Origin of the sequence: Hirschia baltica ATCC 49814, from assembly GCF_000023785.1 — a bacterium.
GTDB classification, from domain to species: Bacteria; Pseudomonadota; Alphaproteobacteria; order Caulobacterales; family Hyphomonadaceae; genus Hirschia; species Hirschia baltica.
The window spans coordinates 2,669,252-2,691,005 of sequence record NC_012982.1; the positions used below are offsets into that span (position 1 = coordinate 2,669,252).

The following is a 21,754-nucleotide window of genomic DNA, read 5'->3' on the forward strand; positions in this document are numbered from 1 at the left end:
ATCATTTGAAATATGAAAACCTATTCCTGCTGAGTTATTTCTTTTCAGCACTTATTGGTGCTGTCAGCGAGAGAGAAAGGCTTTTTCGTCCTCCGATTTGAGTATTGAGCACATCGAAAACCAATGACACCTGCTCACGCTCATCTCCCATACGAACTTGCAAAGGAATGGTTGAATTGCGCTCAACCCTGACAACATCACTTGCGTTCTGAAACGTCTCTTCTGAAGTATTCTTCAAAATGAAACTCACCGGGCAATCATTCCTAACGTCAACACGCAGCACACTTGTCTTCACTCCAAATGTACTTGGCTCCAGAGAAAGGCATGCCTCCACCAATTTGCTCACATTGTCTTCTCGGCCAAGTAGATCATCATAATTCCAGGCGACGGTCTTTCCTTCGAAAAGTGCTTTTTTTAGAGCTTCTTCAGACCTTTCTTCTGCCAGCACTATCGTCATCGGCCGATGGCCGCCATGTCCAGCATTATGTGTCCAATCCACAAGTCCATGTATATCTGAAGTCCCAAGAACTGTTAGATTGTAATCCAATGCGATCTGAAGTGCATGCTCTGAATGTCCATCAAGTGTTCCATTTGCGACCTCAATACCATGGAGCAAACCTTTTGAAATCAAATCTTTGTGCATTTCAGTAATGCGGGCAACGCCGTCAGGTGCCTGCGGAATCCAGTTTGGGTGGTTCCAAAATATAAATGCACCCTGCTCTTTTGCTGCTTCAAATGCATCCATATAATCTTTGACCAACAATGCATTTGCATCCTCAAGGAACACAGCATTCACATGCCCGGGAGGCATATTGCGTGACACTTCAGCACCCCGGATGATCAGCAATCCATTATACCCCGCACCAACAAGCGACTCTACGGCAACATCATATGATCTGTTGCGATCAGGGTTTGGAATATCGGCAGCCTTGGGCTGGTGCTCAAGGTGTTCTGTGATTGCCAATGCGTCCAATCCATCACGATGAGCCTCCTCCACCCGTATAGAAGGCCACACTGCACCATCAGAGAAAACAGTGTGCGTATGAAGGTCAGCAGTGAGCAACACACCGCCATCTGCGGTATTTGGAAATGAAATTGCTCGCTCTTCGGAAATTGCTGGCATAGCAAGGCCAGCAAATACTACAGCAGCTGTAGAAGCTTGCTTGATATACATAATGTTTCCCCTTTGGATGATCGTATTTTCGGATTGATAAATGTTGTCTTCGTTAGATATCGCGCACTCGAATTTCAGTATCAGTTCCAACCTTCGATGCACTGTCACTCGGATTAGCAACGGTACGATAAGTTGACGTCCAATTTTGACTGTCAGCTACACATCGAAGATATCCGCGCTGTTCACCATTTACATAACTCACATGTGGGTTTGCACTTTGCGCCTGCGCGACAGATGGAGACCATGAACAAACAGAGGAGATGGATGTCGCCGCGAAGTTATGAGCAACTCTATCTGATTTCGCATTTTCTGGATCTTTGTGGACGGTCATTGCACTTGCACAATGCCAATCCCCACTCAAAACAATAGGATTAGACACATCATCGGCCATTGCATCAATGAGACGCTGTCGCTGCAAAGGATAACCATCCCACTGATCCATATTCCATGTCCGTGACGCAGGGTTTTCGGAATATCGGTAAGGCGCAAACCATGTTTGCTGGGCAATCACATTGTATTTTGCATCCGATTTTTTGAGCTGTTCAAGCAACCATTTCTCTTGCGCAATTCCCGTCATACTCAACGCAGGATTTTCTAATGCTTCGCAAGGGAAATCTGCTGGAAAGCCCTGCCCGCACACCTGATCAGAACGATATTGACGCGTATCCAATAAGTTTAAGCGCGCTGGGCCAAACTGATAAGCACCATACATTTGAAGATGCCCGGCCAATCCATTCAGAGTCGGCGGTTGCTCCAATGGCATATGTTCATAATAAGCTTGGAACGCGGCCAACTTACGGACCGCAAATTCTAGTGCAGTCTGTTTGTCAGGGTCTTGAGGCGTGCCTCCCGCCCAATTGTTATCAACTTCATGATCATCCATGGAGACGATCCAAGGCGCAGCGGCATGCGCCGCCTGCAAATGTGGATCACTACGATATAGAGCATATCTATTCCGATAGTCATATAATGTTGTGATTTCATCGCTATTATGTTTACGAACAACTTCATACTCGATTTGAGTACCAGCATTTGTTCGACGGCGCACACCAAGCTCACTCGTACCGCCCTCATAAATGTAGTCTCCCAAATGAATGACACAATCAGGTGCCCACTCTGCAATGTCTCGGTAAGCTGCGTAATGTCCGGTTTCCCAAGCCTGACAATTGGCAATCGCAAACGTCGCTGATGTGGCCTTTGGATCAGTTGTCTTTGTTCTACCAATTGGGCTTTCATCTTCACCGAAATAGAATTGATACCAATACTCACGCCCAGGTTCTAATCCATTTAGTGTCACATGCACCGAATGCGCTTTTGCTTCAGACGTCATGACGACACCCTCCTGCACGGTCCGACGCATTCCTTCGTCAAGGCAAACTCGGTATCGCACCATGACAGGGCCAACTGGCATACCGCCGCCATTTAGAGGGTCAGGCGCTAAACGCGTCCATAGAACGACGCTTGTGGCACGGGGGCTACCCGAGGCCACTCCCAAAGTGAAATGATAATGGCCACTGTGCGCGTTTGCACTTGCTGGCACCCAAAGTGTTGAACCTGCTGCAGCCAAAAAAAGACGCCGAGAAAACATGAGCTAACCCATCCATATACTTATGTAAGATTTTGATTGGTAGAAAAAAAGCTGCAAACCATGTGAGGGTTTGCAGCTTTTAGACTGGCTAGAATGCGTACTCGTATTGGATCCAGAAGGATTGAGGCTTACCATTCCATCCATATTGACGGTAATACGCACTATCGTTTGGTCCGACTTCACCTCGAACAACGGCTCTATCTCTTGAGTATCCAGCACCACCAGAAGCTCGTTCGAAATAATCTTCATCCAGCAAGTTCACGCCCCGCACCAATATACGGTGTTGGTTTTCATCACCCCATTGGTATTGCATCGAACCATTTAGAACAAAGTAGTCACCGAAATTCATGTCTTCAACAACACGATTGCCATTCTCATCGACCAGCCGTGCAAGTGAAGTACCTGCGTAAGCCCATTCAGGCCCTTGGAAACGCGGGTTTAATGAAAAAGTCCAATTTTCCGTTGGCGTATAACTAATCAATCCAGACAAGGACCATTCAGGACGCTCCGCAGATTGACGCGTCATGGCACTTCCTGCATCGCCAGGAACAACAAAGTCTAAATTTTCAGTCGTTCCATCAAGTCTAGCTAGGACGCCATATACTGGATTGTTTTCCAGAGATTCCATTTTTGTGAAAGTGATGTCTGCATTCCATTTGTCGAAATCAAACGCAACATCGACAGTTATACCTGAAATGTCTTGCTCATTCTTGGTGTTCACAGCCACAGATGCAGAATCTTCCAACCCTAAAGATACAGCTGTCGAACAGAATGAGTCTGGCGGAATGATATTGGCACGATTTCGTACAATCGCATCCGTACTATTGACCAAGCCTGTCTGAATTGGGGTCGCAAGATCATTTGCGTACTCAAGACAGACTGAACCAACAGACCGACTCGAGAACAAATTGTTGATTGTCGTATCAAAATATCCCAATTCGATATTCATAGTCCCGCCGAAAAGGTCGCGGTCGATACCTACACCTATGTTCAGCGCTTCAACCTCCTGTGGATCAAGCCCTGGATTTAAATTTGCATTTGAACCAAAAGCACCAATCTCATCGATTTTCGGCAAACTGTATGACGTTCCACCGCTTGCACGCGCATAAACACCAGCACCAAAGTCCTGACGCAGACCAAATTTGTAAACCGATTGGTCACTAAAGCTATCGTTGAAATCCTGACGCGCTGCAAATGATGTACTTAATCCAGCGAGCACAGGAAGAGATAAACGCAAATCACCATAAACACCCGTGCTAGAGAGTGTTGTATCCTTCACTCCAAACTGAGCATCAGAATTGTCTCTGTATGTTGTGTTTTGCACACCACCAACAATTTCTACATAATCATTAATTGTATATGTGGCACGGGCGTTAATTCCCATGTCTTCATATCCACTCGTACGCTGATCTGTTTCACCAAAACCTTTCGTCAGACCACCATCACCGAAATTAGCCGATGATTGGACCACATATCCAATCGGTGCACCAATCGGGAAAGGATTTTCTTGCGTCCCATAAGCTTGATTAAAGAATGGACTATTAGGGTCATTGTTTATGTAGAAGCTACTTCCCCCATTCAAGTTATCGTCACTGGCACTCCCAGCTGCACCATATGGGTTAGTCACACACCCAGCAGCAAGCCCAGGAATAGTCGCGGCAAACGCTTCGTATTCTGCGGCAGTTGAAAAGGATGTAATTCCTCCGGCACGCGCCTGCGCTTCAATGTCTGATGGCAAATCTGTCAAACGCGGAATCTGACATATTTGGGCATCAACTTCACTATTTTGCAAACGCGGGTCTTGGTAATGTCCTTCGACTTCTAACTTAAGCTTTTCATTGAAACGATGCTTAAAAGACGCATTATAAATCGGGAATTCCGTGTAGTTTGGCTGAAAAACAGTCGAGTTTGGAAATGAATCTCGAAAATCAATCGTGGCGTAACTTGCACCAGCGCGAAACTCTGTATCCTCAGCAATTTGCCAGAGATATTTCAAACCTAAGCTGTTGTAACTATAAGGGAACTCATGCTTTCCCCCAAGTGCAATCACGTTATCTGAATAAGCTTCTGTGCTAAACAATTCATGCGCATCTGATTCATACGACCGCCCAGATACAAGGACACTATGCTTGCCGGCTTTATCCAATGGGAACGAAAAGTTGCCGTAAAGCTCACGTGTTTCGAAAGATCCGAAATAGAAACCCAATTCACCTTTTTTTGTGCCATCCGGTTCTTTGGTCTTTACACTTACGACACCCAATCCACCATTTGACCCAAAGTATAAACTGTTACCACCACGGTAAACTTCAACACCAGAAATCATCCGCGGATCTATTGCTGTTGCAGGCCACAGATCTTCAAGTGGAGAACTTCGGTCAAAATACGGCACACCATCAACCAAAAGCAGAGTGTCTCGGTCTGTGCCTCCATCGATCCGAACAGTGAACTCACCTTCATCCGGTGAGTATCCGATATTTGCACCACGGATAAGACCAGCTGCCAGCTCTCCAAAGTTAGTGAAACCACCTGTTTCAATTTCCAAATCACTGATGAGCTGAACTTGCGTCCCAAACTTCACCATATCCAATGCGATATCACTAACTTCAGTATCGATTAACTGGCCTTCAACACGAATTGTTTCTTGACGCCCACTATCGTCAGCATCATCTGCCAATGCATTAAGTGGCATAGCTGTCGTCGCCAATAATGCCCCCACCCCAAACGCAAAGCGTCTTTTAAATTTGTATGTGTTCGATTTCATAGCAATAGTCCCTCTGTTGCCCCTTTAAATCCAACGGCCCCAGCATCTCTCGACACTCAAATTCACTCAAAACACATGGCCGCAACTCCGCAATTACAGCGCTTACATGACGCTCCGATGTTCTTTTTGTAAAATTTATGTGAATATAGCTCAATTAAAAATTGCTTGTATGTTGAGTTTTACTCACTTAAATAGGCAGAAATATCAAAGGAGGGAATCAGATGACAAATGGAGGTGAACAGCACCTTGGAAGGGCCAATAAACAAGCCATTCTTGAAGCCAAAGGTTATCTAGTAGATTGGGATGGTTGCTGCGCTATTGAGAACAGCATAGTACCGAGCGCAGAGAAATTCTTACGGTTTAATCACGCAAGAACAGCAATTGTTTCTAATAATTCTTCAAATACCATTGCAGAGTTTCAATACGTACTTCAAAAATCTGGCATATTTATGCGAAGCGAACAGATTATTTTAGCAGGCATTGAATCCATCAAACGAGCAGTTGAATTAGAATCTAAACGTACACTCGTCCTAGGGAGTTTGAGTATGCGCGCCGCTGCGCGCGCGCATGGATTAACCTTAGAAAATGAGGATGTCGACCTCGTGATACTCATGCGTGATACGCGCTTTAATTACCAACGGCTCGAACGTGCTGTAAATGCTATTTTAAACGGAGCGCGGTTAATAATCAGCAACCCTGACCTTACGCATCCTGGGGTAGATGGTCGAGTAAAACCAGAAACCGGTGCTTTATTAGCTGCACTCGGGGCATGCATTGATTTATCCTCGGTGGAATTAGAAATTATTGGTAAGCCTTCTCAAATTATCTTCGACAAAGGGTGCAAATCAATAGACTTAGAGTCTAGTGAAGTCGTTATGTTTGGTGACAATCCGGTAACAGATATTGCAGGTGCCAAAGCATTTGGGATGCATTCAATCTTAGCCTCCCCTACACCTTCCATTTTCTTTCAAAATATACTCGATACGCTCAAAATCTTTTAATGGATAAGACTTCTGAAGTTTGCCGCAAAACTGTCGTAGCGCGCTCATAATCATCCAACGCAAGCGCTGCTATAAGAACATCAAGGATACAAAGTTGAGCAATACGACTTGTCATAGCCTCGGAACGAAATTTGGTTTCTCGAGCCATCGTGTAAAGTTTGACGTCAGCATAAGCCTGCAAAGGCGAGCTTGCGAAATTAGTTATAATAATTGTTTTTGCACCAGCATCTCTAGCTAGGCGCGTTGCTGCCAAAGTCTCATGTGTAGAGCCAGAATGTGATATAGTCAGAACTGCAACATTTGGCCCTGTTCGTGACGCACTGATTGCTTGAATGTGACTATCAACCACGACCTTAGCATCAAGCCCTATACGCAACATTCTATACTGCGCATCCTCTGCGATTGGAGCTGAAGATCCAATCCCATATATCTCTACACGGTCAGCGGATCTGATGACATCTACAGCCATAGAAATGGCATCTGGGTCTAAAATTGAAAGTGTTTCTCGTAATGCCTCGCTACCTGCGTGAAACATCTTCTGGCAAACAGTGGATGTATCATCACTTGGCTGCAGATCTTCATGAATAAATTGAACTGGTCTTACAACTTCTTGAGCCAAACTAAGTTTTAGCTGCTGAAACCCAGATAAACCTAATTGCCGACAAAGATTGATGACACTCCCCTCACTGGTGCCAGTCGCCTCAGCTAGTTCTGTCACAGACATTCCCACAACAGCATTGGCATGACCTAAAACATAATCTGCGATAGTAGAGGTACTTGGCCCCAATGAATCTTTACGAATACGGATACGACTGATCACATTACCTATGAAAGCATCACCTGCTTTACGCGCACCTCGTTTAGTATGTTCCGTAGACAAAAAATATCTCCTACTTAGAACTAAGATTATTAGAATCACAAAACCAAAAGACCAGTGAATGAAATTTACTCAAATTACAACTCAAAAAAATGAACCCTAACCAACTTCACTTGCAGTAATGTCTGAGGAAATTACTAATTGCTACGCCAGCATGCTTTTATGCCGTTAGGACGCCGGCCTGAATAAGTGGCAGTAATTTTCTCGTTGGTTAAATTCCTTTCCCGTCCAAAGACTAGATTAATCTTATCTAACGCTGCCTGTTTTTTCATTATTAAAAAGATAATTTTGACTAATGAAAATCACGACTTGTTGGGATCGCTCTAACATTACGGGGATGACGTGCAGCTTCAGATTTTAAAGCATAGACAGGCCAAGCTTTACCCTCACCTCCTTTGGATTGAACATACTGAGAGTCTTCAGTCAGAAATTCCAGATCAAGTGTGCGGTCTATGATTTCTTCGGCCAAAATATGCGTCACATTATCTGCAGTTTGCACACGCCCTTTTACCGCAATCAGATATGCCCCCATCACAATAGGACGAAAACGTTCCATCACTTTAGGCCACACAATAAGATTAGCCACACCTGTTTCATCTTCCAACGTCACAAATACAACTCCAGAAGCTGTTCCTGGGCGTTGACGGACAAGCACAACACCGCCCACCATCACACGCGACCCACTGCGCAATTCGTATATTTCCTTAGTTGTACGAATCCCCATTCTTGAATACCGCTCCCGCAGGAATGAAACTGGATGGGCCTTTAAAGATAATCGCGTTGCATGATAATCTTGGATCACATGCTCAGACATTGGCATTTCAGGAAGTTTGACTTCTGCCTCGCGACCCTGTTCTTTCGTAGCAGAACACGCAAACAGCTCAGAAGGAGCCTCTTGTGTTTGCCCCCGAATAGCCCATAGAGCTTCACGCCTATCTAACCCCATAGAACGAAACGCATCCGCAGCTGCTAATCGCTCTAATGCCCCACGCGGCAACCCTGTCCGCTGGCGTAATATTTCAGGTGTATAATAACCATCTTGACGCCTATCCATAAGAGTTTGAATGTGTGTTTCGCTTAAACCTTCAATCTGTCTTAGCCCAAGACGCACTGCGAATGTCCCATCTTCCTTAGGCTCCAAAAGACTATCCCAATCAGAATAATTCACATCAGGCGGACGCACCTCTACATCATGCTCGCGCGCGTCTCGAACAAGTTGAGCTGGTGCATAAAACCCCATAGGTTGTGAATTTAAAATCGCAGCGCAAAACACCTCTGGATGATGGCATTTAAGCCATGAAGAAACATAGACAAGCAAAGCAAAACTCGCTGCATGGCTTTCGGGGAAACCATAATCTCCAAAGCCTTTAACTTGATTAAAACAAGCCTGCGCAAAATCTGGTTTATATCCACGATTGGTGAGGCCGTTTATAAATTTATCCTCATATAGTCCCATCGTGCCATTACGCCGAAACGTCGCCATAGCTTTACGCAAACCATTTGCTTCATCAGGTGTGAATTTGGCTGCATCAATTGCCACTTGCATGGCTTGTTCTTGAAACAGCGGCACACCCAATGTCCGCTTCAAAATATTCTCCAACTCATCCGGCGGACCATGCTCAGGCGCAGGAGATGGATAACGAACAGTCTCAATGCGCTTCCTGCGTCGCAAATAAGGATGCACCATATCCCCCTGAATAGGACCAGGACGGACAATCGCAACCTCAATCACTAAATCATAGAAAACTCTTGGTCTTAGGCGCGGCAACATACTCATTTGCGCACGGCTTTCGACCTGAAACACACCGACACTATCTGCCTTACACAACATATCATAAACAGCTGGGTCATCTTGAGGTACTGTCGCTAGATTATACTCTAACCCCTTATAAAGCCGCAGCATATCAAAGCATTTTCGGATACAGCTTAGCATGCCCAGTGCTAGAATATCGACTTTCATAATGCCGAGCGCATCAATGTCGTCCTTATCCCATTCAATAAATGTGCGCTCATCCATAGCCGCATTACCAATGGGCACAGTCTCCACCAAAGGCCCCTGCGTCAGTACAAATCCCCCAACATGCTGAGATAAATGTCTAGGAAAACCAATTAATTGCCGTGTGAAATGCAAAACACGCTGAATAGTTTCATTACGCGGATCAAGCCCACTCTCACCGGCCTGTTTATCAGAGATTGTTTTGCCGTATGCACCCCAGTTTGTTTTTGCAAGTGCTGTTGCCACGTCCTCGCTCAAGCCAAAAGCTTTGCAGACCTCGCGCACAGCAGAACGAGGCCGATAACTAATAACTGTCGCGGTAAGTGCAGCGCGATGGCGACCATAACGCTCATAAACATATTGGATAACTTCTTCACGGCGCTCGTGTTCGAAATCTACGTCAATATCAGGCGGCTCTTTACGTTCACGAGATAAGAAACGATCAAACAGCAAATCATTGACCTTAGGATCCACACTCGTAATTCCGAGGCAATAACATACAGCTGAATTAGCCGCAGATCCCCGTCCCTGACACAATATTTCCTGTTCACGTGCCCATTTCACAATGTCATGCACAGTCAAAAAATACTGCGCAACATGCAGCTCTCCGATAAGGCCAAGCTCGTAATTTAAAGATTTTTGGACCTTCTCAGGCACACCTTCTGGATAACGCCATTCAGCTCCCTTCCACGCTATATCAATCAAATGCTCTTGAGGCGTTTTCCCTCGCGGGACAGGCTCATCTGGATATTCATATCGCAACTCATCAAGGGAGAATTGACACGCTTCGACAATCTTCTGCGTATGCTCAATCGCCTCTTTAAAACCATGGAAAAGGCGCACCATTTCTGAGGGAGATTTGAGATGACGCTCAGCATTAGGCTCTAGTAAATACCCAGCGTCCTCAAGCGAAACATGCTCTCGAATACAAGTGAGAATATCCTGCAGCGGTCGCCTGCTTGAAACATGATAAAGCACATTATTTGTCGCAATAAGAGGCAAATTATACTTGGATGCCAAGGCAGCTATTTGCGCCAATCTTTCACGATTTTTACCGCCATATTGATGGATAAGCGCCATATAGATTTTTTTATCGGGAGATGGACTGCTCCCCTCTAAAGAGGAAGCAAATTTTTCCATCAATATTTGCAATTTTTCTTCAAAAACAGCATCTGGCTGCATTGGAGGAATAACAATAAAAACTTGTCCATCAGCATACGCAATCACATTCTCCAAGGAGATATGACACTCCCCTTTCGGTGCGCGCATTTTCCCATCTGATAATAGATGTGACAAACGCCCATAAGCAGCCCGGTCTGTTGGGTAACATAAAAGACTTATACCATCTGTGAGGTCCAACCTCGCACCGATGAGCAAACGCACACCATGTTCTTTGGCTGCAACATGCGCCCGCACCACACCCGCCAACGTATTGCGATCTGCGATACCAATCGCCGATAATCCTAAATTTTTGGCCTGTGCAACAAATTCTTCAGCATGACTGGCACCCCGCAAGAAAGAAAAATTCGTCGTGACAGCCAATTCGGCATATTGCGGAGTCACGCAAATACTCCATGCATATACCATTGCGGTGGTCCCCCGCGATTATCATCGTAAAGACCATGACGATAAATCCAGTAGCGACACCCCTCTTCATCTTCAATGCGGTAATAGTCGCGCGCCCGTGCACCTTTTTCTGAAAGCTTCCACCATTCCGGCGCAATGCGCTCTGGTCCATCCGCCCGCACAATCTTACGCATGACTCGCCGCCATATAAGACGTGCAGGTGGCCCATCTGGAACTTCAGCCATAACTTCAACATGCTCGGGCATTTCAAACATGCGTAAGGGTCTAGGTCCCATTGCGCGAGATAAGCTCCTTGCTTCCATCAAATGCGTTGCAAATTGTGAGAAGCTTTCAGATCGCTCTGGCACATGACTTTCATGGAATATTGGCATTTGCACAGCTTTTTCGCCTAAGCGGACAGCAAGCCTATCTGCCAGACGTATAAAAGCCTCTTCATCAAATCCCCCGACCATGTCAGCCGCTAGAGGCTTCGCATCATGATCCAGACCTTCAATACGTGCTGCTGACAACATAAAAAGATCAATTCCAAAGCCCGGATTGATCGTTTCAACATGTTCTTTCAACAATCGCCTAATATGATTTGCATCACGCACAGCACTCGCCGATGATGCGCTGATATGTGAACATTTACCATCAACACCAAAGGCATAAAGGCAAAAATCGCGAGCGCCCACACCATGCATATCGAGCTTATGACAAAGTTGAGATAAAAGGTGGTCTAGCGCGTATTCCACACCGTCTTGCGCGGCCACAGGTTCTGGGCATGACATCCGCATAGCCCATTCAGGTTCAGCTATTACAGGTTTGATCGGCTCATGACGTATCCCCAACGCTTGATCGAGCCTTAATACCACAGCATCAGCTGCTTCACGTGATGCAAACCGCCGCGTCAGCGCTTTTCGGTCTAACCCATAAAGCTGATCTATGCGAGTGAGTCCGAATTTACGCAAAAGCTGAACTGTCTTATCTGACAACCGCAAAGCTTTTACCGAAAGGTCTGCTAAATCTTGTTTTTCATGACCCAATTGAGAAACAAACACATCACCAATATTTATACGATATCGCGCAAGTGCATTCGCCGCCCCAAATGTACCCGCTATTGCAATTTGAGATATATAACCATTTGTCTGTAAACACGCCCTAATCCGCTCCATAAGTTTAGCTTCTCCACCAAACAAATGATCAAGTCCGGTTATTTCCATAACGATCGCATCATTTCCATCAGTACTAACACGTGGAGAAAAACGTACCATCCAATCAGCCAGTTTTTGCAGTGCATTTCTATCAGCTACTCTATCAATCTCCTCAAACACCAGATCAGGCGTACGTGCACGTGCATCTGTAAACGCTAAGCCAGAATATATATTTCGGCTTTGCGCCGCTTCATTAGCTGCAACAACTTCAATGCCATGCCGGCCTTTTTCGACCAAAACAAAAGGAATACGTTTAACCGTTTTGCCTGATTTTTTCGGTTTGTCCTTTAACTGACGAGATTTCTTGCGGCGCAACCGATCCAGTGGCCACATAGGGAGCCACACGTAAAGATAGCGCTTCATCATCATACTCCAAATTAAATGCTTCCCCCGCCCGTGACGGTGCTGATCGACATCTCTCCAAGACAACTCTCCAACACGGTGAACCTAGGGCTTTGGCATCATAAGAATTAAAGGCGGAGGGCTGTGAATTAATGCGCCAACGTGCATCACATGCGCTAATCCCCTCACGTGTGTGAGGCATAAGCAAAACAACAGGAACACCATAGCGTTCACTTGCCAGTTTCAATCGACGCGTTGCAGTAAAGTCAGCTTCTTCAACTTCACCAATCACAAGGTCTAAAGCGCTAGATTTTAATCCCTCTTCAATCGCCCATAATGCATCTATAGGTTTAGAAACAACAACATGCATCCAATGTGATTTCTTATTGTTGAATAGCTCCACACCGCTTGGTAAGGCTCGGCCATGCTCTTGAACAAACTTATATTGTTTCACCCAGAGTATTGCACTTTTAGGCTCTATATTTGCCAACACAAACCCAGTCAGCGCACTCATGTCTCCATAGTTTTTTTCCGCGCACTCATGCAGACCTTTTTGCCCCAAACCAAATGGGAAAACAGCTTCTTCCTCTGCCTTTAGAGGTAGCACTTTGGATGACTCAGAACGGTCAGGTATAAAAGCTAAAACATTCATATGTTCTACTTTTGTTCCAACCCCGATAAAGAGTCAAGCTATCAATAAATAGAAGATTTAAATTAGTTATCCCTATGCCTCATCAATGCTCAGCTTCCCTTAGATCCTCATTTGCCGGCACAGCGACCATCTAGATCGACAAAATTTTCAAAAACCTTGGCAACTTCGTTATCAACACAGCTCAACAAACACAGAAACACACGAGCTGCATTGAAGTTTTCACACAAAACCATGAGACACTATCAACACTCAAGACACATTATGGCTTAAGCTCTAGTCAAACACTTCCCTTGGAAGAAGCTCTGAAGGCATATTTTGGAAACAAACTGGGCGTAAGAAACGACGAATCGACATTGTTCCCACAGAAGTAGCCCCAAAGTTAGTGGAGGCCGGATAAGGCCCCCCATGCACCATAGAGTCGCAAACTTCTACACCTGTTGGAAATCCATTCACTAAAATACGGCCGGCCTTGCGTTCGAGAATGGGCATCAGTGCCTTTGCAAGCAAGGCATCCTCCTCACCAAGATGTAGCGTACACGTGAGTTGCCCGACTAAATTTCTAGCGATATCAATAAGTTCGCCTTCATCTTGGACGCGTACAATAATACCACAAGGGCCAAACACTTCATCATGTATTTCCGGTTCAGCCTGCCAGTATCTCCCCGTTGTCGTATAAAGCTGCGCTCCAACCTTACGAGACGAATTGCCCGTTTGAAGCTTAACTTCGACCCCCTCGAAAGAAGACACTTTCTGACATGCCGCATCATAAGCCTTGGCCATGCCTTCCGTTAGCATATTTTGAGAGCTAAAATCCTCCATGACAATCAGAGCTGCGTCGATGAATTCATCAAGGTCCGGCGTATCGAGTGCAAAAACAACACCCGGGTTTGTACAAAATTGACCAACACCCATTGTAACAGAATTAGCCCAAGTGGAACCAAGTTCACCTGCTTGTAGCACATTGGCATTTGGAAGGACAAAGACAGGGTTTACCGCCCCTAACTCTCCGAAAAATGGGATAGGATTGGGCCGAGCAGCACATAAATCATACAAAGCACGCCCCCCGCGAAGCGAACCGGTAAACCCGACAGCACTGACCAACGGATGTTTGACCAAGCTAGTGCCTAATTCCCGATTGTCTCCTTGCAAGAGAGAAAACACCCCTGTGGGTAGCCCACATATCTCAATCGCTGTCGCTATGGCCTTCGCCACCATTTCGCTTGTGCCCGGGTGAGCAGAATGTCCTTTTACAACCACCGGACAACCTGCAGCAAGAGCAGATGCAGTATCTCCGCCTGCCACTGAAAACGCCAACGGAAAATTCGACGCACCAAATACGGCAACAGGGCCCACAGGTCTTTGAATCAATTTCAAATCAGGGCGAGGTAAAGGGCTTCTTTCAGGCAATGCAGGATCATGCCGCCTATCTAGATAATGTCCGTCGCGAATTGTTTCTGCAAATAGTTCTAATTGTCCGGTCGTACGAGCACACTCACCAATCAATCGTGCTTCAGGTAATCCTGTCTCATCCATCGCAATTGCGACAATGTCGGCTATTCGAGCTTTAATCTGTGTCGATATTTCAATCAAAAAAAGTGCGCGATCTTCGCGCGTCGATTGAGCAAATTTCTCAAATGCTTTTTCAGCAGCTTGAACGGCTTGATCTACCTCTATTGCTGAACCAATGGAAAACGAATTCGCCTTCCCTGTCAAAGTATGGGACACAAAGGTATCGGAAGACGCAACCCATTGACCATCAATATAGTGTGTACCGCAAATCATTCAAAACTCCTTGATTCAAAAAAATAAGGGCAGGCTGAACGATTGGAAGCCTACCCTTAGTTAACGTGGAAGTTTTAGAACTGCATACGCGCACCGACAAAGAACTGACGTCCTGTGTGGTTATATTCACGAACCAGATCTTGGCTTCCGTCACCCGTTACAAACAATCGCTCGTCTTCGTCGGTCAAATTAATGGCTTCAAAAGTTAAGGTGACGAAATCGTTGATATTCCAGAAGGCAGAGGCATCGATGTTAACTGATCCATCTGTAGCTTCTTCGGCACTCCCGTTTCGGCCAGGAACAGTCGTGTTATATTCTGAACGACCATTTGCTGAGAGACGTCCACCATAAACCTCTGTCTCATAATAGACAGTCGCATTCCATGAGTGCTCAGATAGTCCAATCAAAGGTGCAGTAAGTGCTGATGCCCCCTGACCATATTCAGATTCAGATTTAACATACGTATAGTTCGCCTGAACACCTAAATTTGACAGCGCGCCGGGCATGAAAGTGAATGGTTGCTGATAGGCCAATTCAAATCCGGTCAACTCGGACCCATCATTATTGAGCGGCCGAGAAATAATGTAATCATCATTTATTGGGTTAACCCATGTGGCAGCATCATACTCAACATCTGTCAAAATGAGATCCGCAAAAATAGCATCGACACGACCGGATTCGGAGAAAGTTGCTACAAAACCATCAATATCTTTGTAGAATAATGTAGCAGCCAAAACAGATTCCGGAGCAAAATACCACTCCACTCCAATATCAATCTGATTTGACAGAATCGGATCCAAGAATGGGTTACCACCACTCAATGTTCCATTCACACCTGAATATGTGGATGTAGGTGATAGCGCGCCTAATCCGGGACGGCTCATAGTACGCCCCATATTTAAGCGCATTTGAACGTCATCCGACAACTCCCAAGCGAAATTGGTAGACGGCAGAACAGTTGTGAAGCTGTTTGTAACGCTTACAGCGACGTCCCCCTCACCCGTTGGAACTGAACCTGCGGAAGTAATTTCAGTCTCAACAACCCGCACCCCAGCATTAGACCTTAGCGGACGACCAAGAAGTTCAGCCTCAGCGCTAAACTCAACATAAGCGCCTTGAGTTTTTTCTTGGATATTGAACGTTCCACCATCCACAGCATCAGGCACCCAAGGGCCCAACTGATATGCGGCAATTGTTGCATCATAGTCAGCCACGACAAAATTACCTGGGATCCCCCCTGAAGCAATGCCTTCTCCAAAGTTTGAAACGGGCAGCAGAGTTGTCAATCCATCAAGCGAAGTCGGTTCAGTTCGCTCGACCACGTTCGATGTCAACGTATCAATTTCACGATCGTTGAAGATAACGCCCGCTTTAAGATTAGATGCCCCAATCTCCCAGGTAAAATCCAATCCCGCCGTCACATTTTTACGTTTCACATCATTTGCACGAATAGTCGGACCCGTGAATCCAAAATTACTCGGATCGGTAACATCAAACCCATATGTTAGAGATGGGAAATTCTCATCGCCAGTAAAGTTAAAACCCATCGTCGTGCCTTCAATGGCAGTTAGATTGAAGCGATATTGTTCAACACGAAAATCAGATTCAGACGCACCAAGAATAAAATGTATAGACTTGTTGTCATCTAGGTCGATATCACCATTAAAAGCGAGCTGATCAAACTTCGTTGTTGATTCCGTCAATCGGTTTTCTACACGAAGCACAACATTGTCGAATGTACCGGAAGTTAGAGACTTACCATCTTCCGAAATACTTACCTCAACAGGCGTTATAGAATCAAACAAGTTACGGAATTGGCCCATAAGATTGTATGCATCGCGATAGTTCTCAAGTTCTGAATGAACCACATCAAGCACAAAATCCATATTTGCAGTTGGACGATATTGTAGTGCAACTGCCCCACCAATACGCTCTTGGTCATTTCCAAAATAATCCAGACGCGGCAGGCGGGGTGCCATTACATCATCAAGCGTGCGCCCCTCCGCAATAGTACCATTTACAACGGTTGCAGATGTATCTGCCCATGTGCGCCCATTGTTAGATGGACTCTGCCAACGAACAGAACCAAACCCTTCCTGACGTACTGTTCGCTGCGTGTAAGCAAGTGAACCGATGATACCGAAAGTATCACCAAAAGTATTTGATATTATAACTGAACCACGCGGATCCATTTCTTCGGTTAGATCGTTATAACCCATTTTCACACCACCGGAGACGTTGAAACCCGGCTTGTCGAAAGGCCTTGGCGTGTAAAGGTCGACCGTCCCAGCAATTCCACCTTCTTCTGTGGAAGCTTTTGAAGATTTTTGAATATCTATCCTGTTAAAAAGCTCAGAAGAAAAAACGTTAAAATCAAACGCGCGACTACCATTCAAGCCACCCGATGAATCCAAACCATCAGAGGAAGCCGGAACCTCCATGCCATTTAGCGTCGTGCGCGTGAACTGAGGTCCCAAGCCACGTAAAGTTACCTGACGCCCTTCACCACCTTCACGTGAAATAGCGACGCCCGGCACACGTTGGATTGACTCAGCCAGATTGAGATCCGGCATTTTCCCCATATCCTCAGCGACAATGCTCTCAGTTGAATTGACGGTATTTCGTTTTAGATCTAGCGATTCTTCTAGGCTTTTACGAAAGCCTGTTACGACAATTGTCTCCAATTGCTTTGGAGCATCTTCTTCAGCGGCAACATAGACATTTTGTGCATTCGCCACAGGCAATGAAGCTGATACTAATGCCAACGTTAAGCCTGCACATGACACACTGGAAAGCCATGATGGTTTAAGCGACCCTCTTTGTTGTATATCCCTAGACATTTTTATTTCCTCCCATAGTTATTTGATTCAAAATAAACACTGACAGCAAAAGAAAAACAGCTAAAACACTATGGATCCATTCAATTTCAGCATCGAACTATCAAACGAAACAACTGCCTGATTAATACAATAATTGAATGAATTGATAACATATTGGCGTTAGACGACATACAATTTTCAAAGCTAATGTCCTTATTATGATTAGAAATTTCATTTAAGGATTGACGATGCACAATGCTTCTCCGCGTGAAATGGCGCACGTATTAGGATCTGGCCTACTCTCATTTCCCGTTACTCACTTTGATGAGGCTGGGCATTTCAATAGTACTGCCTATAAAGAACACTGCGAATATATGCTATCACATGAACTCTCCGGAGTTTTTGCTGCCGGTGGAACGGGAGAGTTTTTCTCCTTAAGGCCGGAAGAGGTCGACAAGATCGTTCGCGCAACCGTCGATGTCGTTCGCGGAAAAACACCTGTTATCGCTGGTTGTGGTTACGGAACAGCGATCGCGACAGATTTGGCACAAAATGCTGAAAAGGCAGGCGCTGACGGTATCTTGCTTTTACCACCCTATCTCATGTTTGCAGGTCAACAAGGTCTCTATGATCACATAGAAGCTGTCTGCCGCTCTACAAAATTAGGTGTCATAGTTTACAATCGCGATAACGGGGTCATCGACGAAGTTACGCTTGATAAACTCTGCGATCGCAACCCCAATCTTATCGGCTTTAAAGATGGCGTTGGAGACATAGAACTTATGATGCGTATCTATGCGCGCATGGGAGATAGATTGACATATATTGGCGGCCTACCAACAGCCGAAACTTTTGCCCCAGCTTACCTAGAAATGGGTGTGACGACTTATTCGTCAGCGATTTTCAACTTTGTGCCAAGTTTCGCAACGAAGTTCTATAAAGCTGTTCGCGCTAAAGATCATGACACCATTATGGAAGGACTTAAAACTTTCGTTCTACCTTATATAGCACTGCGCAATGAAGGCAAAGGCTACGCTGTATCGATTGTGAAGGCCGGAATGAAAGCTATAGGTCGCCCCGCCGGCCCAGTACGCAGCCCCCTCACCGACCTAAATGAAGATCAAATACAACGCCTAAAACTTCTCATTGACAAAGTTTCCTAATCTCACAACTGTCTGAATATGCAGTTTGAAGCCGGTTTTTCTCGTTAGAAACAACCGGCACTAAGGACAGTTCTATGTTTGAATTCAGTCAACTAAGATGTTTTGTTGCAGTCGCCGAGGAAATGCATTTTGGACGAGGTGCAGAACGCCTCAACATGACGCAACCACCTGTCAGCAGACAGGTGCAAGTGTTAGAACGAGTTCTAGGAACACCTCTTTTTGATAGAACTAGCCGTTCTGTAAAGCTGACTCCTGCAGGGAAACGCTTTTTGGTTGAAGCCAAACACATTCTTAGAATTTCACAGGATGCCGCCGCAATAGCCAAACGTGTTGCTTCAGGTGAAGTTGGCAATTTGGCCATTAGTTTCACCGCAGCTTCAGGATACAGCTATCTCCCTCACCTTATAGATGTTTGCTGCTCGAAACTTCCAAGCACCCAACTTATCTTGAGAGAAATGATTACAAGCGACCAGATACAAGCTCTTGAATCTGGACAGGTCGATATAGGATTATTAAGAGGTCGCTTCAATTTAAAAGGGTATGAAAAGCGCCGCATACTTCGAGAAAAACTTATTGCAGCCATTCCCGCTAGCGACCCTAAAGCAAGCAAAGAGACATTGACGCTTCAGGACTTTCACGCTTCTAATTTCATCATGTATACTCCACAACGCGCTGGGTATTTTCATGACATGTTGAACAAACACTTTGAACGCGCGAATGTAGAACCAATATTTACCCAATACATGAGTCAGATACACACAATGCTATCTCTCGTACATGCAAATCTAGGAGCGGCTATTGTGCCAGAGGCAGCGAGTGTATTGAAATTTTCGAACGTGGAATACCGGCCACTAGAACTGCCTTCCCATTATCCAGTTGAGCTACATATTGTTTGGAAAAAAAATAACGATAACCCCTGCATTCCTTCACTCCTCAAACACATAGAAGAGCAATAGGTCTGGTTTATCTATCCCACGGAAACAATAGTGTTGGACTATTCTTATATCTCGACATCTGCATCTGAATTGTGATGCTAGAATGCGCTGGTACTTTAAGTCTAAGATACGACTGATCAACCTTCTTGGATTCTCCATTCACCGTGATCGAGTTGATTTGGTGCTCACCATAACCGCCACCTTGAATGACAATGTCTCGATCAAAAACCATTCCTGTGTTCACAATGATAAGCGCCGTCATATCATCAGTCATTTCTGTAACTAGTGCAGCCATATCTTCAGGCAGTCCAGCACGTTTACGCTCTGGGTCGAAATGGCGAACGCGAGCATAAAGTGGAGACCCACCTATATAAGCCGAGGATTTAGACCATGCTGGACGACCAATATGAATTGCCCCCATCGTCTGGTGCATCAGCGCAGTTATAGTAGCTGGATTTGATTTTAAGACGCCATCGGCAAGACGAGAATCGGGTGTTGAAGTATCCTCATGAATGCTATCAACGCACCTGACAACTTGACTAATGTCTTGTCGCAATGCTTGGACCGGCCACGCCTCATTTCGTCCTTCAAGAAAGGCAATCCATGGATGATCCGGTGCAAGTTTACGGTCACTTTTTTTCATGGAAAACCACCAGATATCTAAGCGGTTGGACTCATTCAAGCCATCTTTCCACCCATACCACCCGTCATCGCCATATTGTGTCGGTGTTTGCAATATACCGTTTTGAGTACGCTTTTGCGCATTGATTTCGTCTAGCAATCGCCGCCATGTCTGAAGATATTTATCTTCGCCCGTCAAAAGGTAGGCATTAAAAAATCCGACTATCGTCCGCAAAACTCGATTTCGGTTAACGCGTTCACCTGTTGTTGTGTCAATCGGGCTGAATCCCCAACCATATGTTCCCCCATACCATTTACCATTGGTAGCCGATCCGATTTCACCATCGAGTCCAATGTTTGATGGCAAAATACCATCATTTTTTTCAGCACGCTCAGCCCAGGCATCTACATATTCCAAGAGCCATTTTTTATACTTCGGCTCTTGCGTTAACATAAAAGCGTTCAGAGCCAATGTTGTTGATAAAAGGTTCAGCGGATGATCGCCTACAACTTCTGTGTACTCCCGATAATGGTCTAATGTTTCTTCATATGTGGTTTCCCCATGCTCCATGAAAAAACGATCACCAACCTCAAAATATTCACCCGCCCAGTCCAACGCCGTCGCATCGCGCAACATCGGGCCTCTACTTCCATTCATCATACTCTTGATGATTTTATGTTTTGGGTCCCAATTCTGAGCAGCTTCATCTTCGCCCATATACAGGCCAGCAAACCGCCGAATACGCTTGGTATTTGCCTGATTATAAGGATCAGATGCTGGCATAACATTGAAAACAGTAAGCTCCTCAGCAAGATGTTGCCAATCAAATTGAACGTTGAATTCCTTATACAACATACCATCGCGCGCAATCTCAATTTGAGATGTCTTTGCTTGGGTAAACTGCCGCAAATGCCCCTCCCAACCATGGGTATAGAGATCTTTCACGACCTCCTTTCCACCAAGTGCATGAAGTTGGGGCCAGTTATTCAGGTTCTCAATAGCGTCATCAGGACCATCATTAGCACCCCATCGCTCATAACAGAGAAAATACCCTCGTTCGTCAAAATACTTATTGTAGAAAAGTACGCAAGCATCAGACATTTCATCTAGTAATTGGCGTTGTAACAAAGCCCATTCTGGAACTTTGCGTTCACCATCAACAGGCATTGCGGGCATAGCCGTAGCCTTCATTATTCCTTGCAACGGCAAACAAGAAACACCAGAGAGGAATAGACGTCGCGACAATTGAGACATGTTAAGAC

The 21,754-nt window shown here is 45.4% G+C and carries 13 protein-coding genes; 3 read left to right on the top strand and 10 right to left on the bottom strand.

The annotated features are described in order from the left end of the window. Nucleotides 1–34: 34 nt before the first annotated feature. The 3 genes from HBAL_RS12560 to HBAL_RS12570 form a co-directional block, all read right to left on the bottom strand. The gene (locus HBAL_RS12560) at nucleotides 35–1,174 is read right to left on the bottom strand and encodes an Sb-PDE family phosphodiesterase (protein WP_015828317.1); all 1,140 of its coding nucleotides are present in this window, start codon (nucleotides 1,172–1,174) and stop codon (nucleotides 35–37) included. Nucleotides 1,175–1,226: 52 nt separating this feature from the next. Next, nucleotides 1,227–2,762 (bottom strand): alkaline phosphatase D family protein, encoded by a 1,536-nt coding sequence (locus HBAL_RS12565; protein WP_015828318.1) that lies wholly within the window; start codon nucleotides 2,760–2,762, stop codon nucleotides 1,227–1,229. 88 nt (nucleotides 2,763–2,850) lie between these two features. Further along, on the bottom strand, nucleotides 2,851–5,523 hold the full coding sequence (locus HBAL_RS12570) for a TonB-dependent receptor plug domain-containing protein (protein ID WP_015828319.1): 2,673 nt from the start codon (nucleotides 5,521–5,523) through the stop codon (nucleotides 2,851–2,853). Between the two features lie 221 nt (nucleotides 5,524–5,744). Here HBAL_RS12570 and HBAL_RS12575 point away from each other — a divergent pair, with 221 nt between their 5' ends. Beyond that, a complete protein-coding gene (locus HBAL_RS12575) occupies nucleotides 5,745–6,524 on the top strand; it encodes an HAD-IIA family hydrolase (RefSeq protein ID WP_015828320.1) in 780 nt (259 codons plus the stop codon). On the opposite strand, the gene HBAL_RS12580 is transcribed toward HBAL_RS12575, so the two are convergent. The 6 genes from HBAL_RS12580 to HBAL_RS12605 form a co-directional block, all read right to left on the bottom strand. After that, on the bottom strand, nucleotides 6,511–7,404 hold the full coding sequence (locus HBAL_RS12580; protein ID WP_015828321.1) for a MurR/RpiR family transcriptional regulator: 894 nt from the start codon (nucleotides 7,402–7,404) through the stop codon (nucleotides 6,511–6,513). The two genes, HBAL_RS12575 and HBAL_RS12580, sit on opposite strands and share 14 nt — an antisense overlap. 289 nt (nucleotides 7,405–7,693) lie before the next feature. Then, nucleotides 7,694–10,984: an error-prone DNA polymerase gene (locus HBAL_RS12585; RefSeq protein ID WP_015828322.1), complete on the bottom strand. Its 3,291-nt coding sequence runs from the start codon at nucleotides 10,982–10,984 to the stop codon at nucleotides 7,694–7,696. Beyond that, nucleotides 10,957–12,510 carry a Y-family DNA polymerase gene (locus HBAL_RS12590; RefSeq protein WP_083773127.1) on the bottom strand — a complete coding sequence of 518 codons (1,554 nt, stop codon included), beginning with the start codon at nucleotides 12,508–12,510 and terminating at the stop codon, nucleotides 10,957–10,959. Before HBAL_RS12590 ends, HBAL_RS12585 begins: the two co-directional genes overlap by 28 nt. Further along, a complete protein-coding gene (locus tag HBAL_RS12595; protein WP_015828324.1) occupies nucleotides 12,431–13,171 on the bottom strand; it encodes an ImuA family protein in 741 nt (246 codons plus the stop codon). Before HBAL_RS12595 ends, HBAL_RS12590 begins: the two co-directional genes overlap by 80 nt. A gap of 273 nt (nucleotides 13,172–13,444) precedes the next feature. Beyond that, nucleotides 13,445–14,953, bottom strand: coding sequence for an aldehyde dehydrogenase (NADP(+)) (locus HBAL_RS12600; RefSeq protein ID WP_015828326.1), 1,509 nt, complete (start codon nucleotides 14,951–14,953; stop codon nucleotides 13,445–13,447). A 74-nt stretch (nucleotides 14,954–15,027) separates the two neighbouring features. Continuing rightward, nucleotides 15,028–17,793 carry a TonB-dependent receptor gene (locus HBAL_RS12605; RefSeq protein ID WP_015828327.1) on the bottom strand — a complete coding sequence of 922 codons (2,766 nt, stop codon included), beginning with the start codon at nucleotides 17,791–17,793 and terminating at the stop codon, nucleotides 15,028–15,030. A gap of 227 nt (nucleotides 17,794–18,020) precedes the next feature. On the opposite strand from HBAL_RS12605, the gene kdgD reads away from it, so the two are divergent. Both kdgD and HBAL_RS12615 read left to right on the top strand, forming a co-directional pair. After that, nucleotides 18,021–18,935: a 5-dehydro-4-deoxyglucarate dehydratase gene (kdgD, locus tag HBAL_RS12610; protein ID WP_015828328.1), complete on the top strand. Its 915-nt coding sequence runs from the start codon at nucleotides 18,021–18,023 to the stop codon at nucleotides 18,933–18,935. A 74-nt stretch (nucleotides 18,936–19,009) separates the two neighbouring features. Next, nucleotides 19,010–19,891 carry a LysR substrate-binding domain-containing protein gene (locus tag HBAL_RS12615; RefSeq protein WP_015828329.1) on the top strand — a complete coding sequence of 294 codons (882 nt, stop codon included), beginning with the start codon at nucleotides 19,010–19,012 and terminating at the stop codon, nucleotides 19,889–19,891. Between the two features lie 7 nt (nucleotides 19,892–19,898). Here HBAL_RS12615 and HBAL_RS12620 read toward each other — a convergent pair whose 3' ends face one another. Next, on the bottom strand, nucleotides 19,899–21,746 hold the full coding sequence (locus tag HBAL_RS12620) for a hypothetical protein (protein WP_015828330.1): 1,848 nt from the start codon (nucleotides 21,744–21,746) through the stop codon (nucleotides 19,899–19,901). Nucleotides 21,747–21,754 lie beyond the last annotated feature (8 nt).

Excerpts from the sequence above, each read along its gene's own strand:
- HBAL_RS12595 (WP_015828324.1), bottom strand. The coding sequence starts at position 13,171 with ATGAATGTTTTAGCTTTTATACCTGACCGTTCTGAGTCATCCAAAGTG.
- HBAL_RS12585 (WP_015828322.1), bottom strand. The coding sequence starts at position 10,984 with ATGGTATATGCATGGAGTATTTGCGTGACTCCGCAATATGCCGAATTG.
- HBAL_RS12615 (WP_015828329.1), top strand. The coding sequence starts at position 19,010 with ATGTTTGAATTCAGTCAACTAAGATGTTTTGTTGCAGTCGCCGAGGAA.
- HBAL_RS12570 (WP_015828319.1), bottom strand. The coding sequence starts at position 5,523 with ATGAAATCGAACACATACAAATTTAAAAGACGCTTTGCGTTTGGGGTG.
- HBAL_RS12620 (WP_015828330.1), bottom strand. The coding sequence starts at position 21,746 with ATGTCTCAATTGTCGCGACGTCTATTCCTCTCTGGTGTTTCTTGTTTG.
- HBAL_RS12600 (WP_015828326.1), bottom strand. The coding sequence starts at position 14,953 with ATGATTTGCGGTACACACTATATTGATGGTCAATGGGTTGCGTCTTCC.
- HBAL_RS12605 (WP_015828327.1), bottom strand. The coding sequence starts at position 17,793 with ATGTCTAGGGATATACAACAAAGAGGGTCGCTTAAACCATCATGGCTT.
- HBAL_RS12560 (WP_015828317.1), bottom strand. The coding sequence starts at position 1,174 with ATGTATATCAAGCAAGCTTCTACAGCTGCTGTAGTATTTGCTGGCCTT.
- HBAL_RS12565 (WP_015828318.1), bottom strand. The coding sequence starts at position 2,762 with ATGTTTTCTCGGCGTCTTTTTTTGGCTGCAGCAGGTTCAACACTTTGG.
- HBAL_RS12590 (WP_083773127.1), bottom strand. The coding sequence starts at position 12,510 with ATGTGGCCACTGGATCGGTTGCGCCGCAAGAAATCTCGTCAGTTAAAG.
- kdgD (WP_015828328.1), top strand. The coding sequence starts at position 18,021 with ATGCACAATGCTTCTCCGCGTGAAATGGCGCACGTATTAGGATCTGGC.
- HBAL_RS12575 (WP_015828320.1), top strand. The coding sequence starts at position 5,745 with ATGACAAATGGAGGTGAACAGCACCTTGGAAGGGCCAATAAACAAGCC.